Genomic DNA, 1,648 nt, shown 5'->3' on the forward strand with positions numbered 1-1,648 from the left:
GCAGTTCAAGGCCGGCAAGACCACCCTCGTTGGGAACCTGATCCGGTCTCTCGTTGATGGAGACCCGTTTCTCGGCAAGTTCGCGACAGAACCGGTCGGACAAGTCACCCTTCTCGACAACGAGCTCGACCAACGAACGCTCAGAGGTTGGCTCCGCGACCAGGGCATCAAGAACGTGCAGGCAGTCAAGGTGCTATCCATGCGCGGCAGGGTCGGCAGCTTCAACATCCTCGACTCCGATGTCCGAGCACGGTGGGCCGAAGTCTTGGCCGGAACCAACTTCCTTGTTCTCGACGTACTTCGCCCGGTTCTCGACGCGATTGGGCTTGACGAGAACCGTGATGCCGGACGGTTTCTCGTCGCGTTCGACTCGCTGCTCGCCGAGGCTGGAATCGACGAGGCCGCTGTCATCCACCACATGGGCCACAGTGGCGAGCGGGCACGCGGGGATTCGCGACTCCAGGATTGGCCCGACGCGATCTGGCGCCTCGTTCGCCAGAATGAAGAGCCCAACTCCGCCCGATACTTCTCCGCATTCGGCCGCGACGTAGACGTGACCGAAGGTCAACTGACCTACGACGTGCGCAACCGAAACCTCACCTACGCCAGCGGGAGTCGGAAAGAAGCTGTCGACTCCGTAGCCGAGGCGGCAGCACTCCCAGACATTCTCGGATTCGTTCGCCAGAATCCAAACTCGAGCGGCCGTGACATCATCGCCGCGGTGACCAAGCAAGGACACCCACAGAAGGTTGCTCGCGCAGCACTCAAGTCCGCCGCCTCAGGTGGACACGTTGTGACGCGCCCCGGGCCAAGAGGCGCGATGCTGCATGCTCTTGCCGAGGTCGGCAACCCGCAACGGCTCGACGATGATGGGTTCGTTCTCACCTAGCAGTTGTCGTTGACCCACGAACCGTTGATGAAAGTCCAGGTATTGGGGAACATCTTCCCTTTGCCGTCGAACGACTTGATGACAACAGTTGCGACTGTGTCGTTCACGGTGATCAGGTACTCGGCCGGGCCGGAGAAGTCGCGGTCCTTGTACGCGCCTTCCAGGTCCGCGACGAAGGCGTCCAGAGGGATACCCGCCTGGCAGCGCGGCGAGGTGAACTCATAGACCCTGGCCCAGTCGCCCTTCTGAACGTGGGTGTATTCCTCGTCGAGCGTCTTCCGTAGACCTGCCTCGCTCGCGGGGTCGAACGCCGGCGTGACTGTAGGCCCCGGTGTGGAGATGACGGCATCGCCCGGACTGCCAGCCGGACCCTCCTCACCCGGTCCCTCCGCGCTCGAGGTGCAGCCAGCCAGCAGCAAAGCGCCCGCACCAAGGGTCACGATCAACGTCCGCTTCATGGGGTCAATGCCTACCAGACGGACAGGACACACCTACCCCGGTATGAAATCTGGCATGCTTTCCCCCGGGCGCGCGGCGGCATTTCCGCAGTTCAGAGCATGGTCGCGATGCAAACGGCCAGGAAGGCGCGCGGCGACCCGGGTGGCGCGCGCAGGCAGCGCCCCTGCCGAATCCTGGCCGACCTGCAGGAAAGCCCCACGCCTGCCGCGAAGTTCTTCTCGATCAGGCAGAGAGTTGCGTCAGCGTCAGTATCTGCCGTTCAGCCAAGTCCTGGAATCTGGCTAATGATTCGACGCAGAG

At 62.8% G+C, this 1,648-nt stretch carries 2 protein-coding genes; one reads left to right on the forward strand and one right to left on the reverse strand.

Features of this window, described 5'->3' with window-relative positions; all coding sequences use genetic code 11:
• A partial coding sequence (locus tag BR31_RS30145) for an AAA family ATPase (protein ID WP_037178351.1) occupies positions 1-889 on the forward strand: 889 nt, incomplete at its 5' end.
• Here the strand turns inward: BR31_RS30145 and BR31_RS0125065 are convergent.
• A complete protein-coding gene (locus tag BR31_RS0125065) occupies positions 886-1,347 on the reverse strand; it encodes a hypothetical protein (RefSeq protein ID WP_027503350.1) in 462 nt (153 codons plus the stop codon). The genes BR31_RS30145 and BR31_RS0125065 overlap by 4 nt on opposite strands.
• Positions 1,348-1,648: the final 301 nt, after the last annotated feature.

Source organism: Rhodococcus sp. UNC363MFTsu5.1, assembly GCF_000686785.1.
Lineage (GTDB): Bacteria > Actinomycetota > Actinomycetes > Mycobacteriales > Mycobacteriaceae > Rhodococcus_G > Rhodococcus_G maanshanensis.

Coding starts and splice junctions, on each gene's coding strand:
- BR31_RS0125065 (WP_027503350.1), bottom strand. CDS start 1,347: ATGAAGCGGACGTTGATCGTGACCCTTGGTGCGGGCGCTTTGCTGCTG.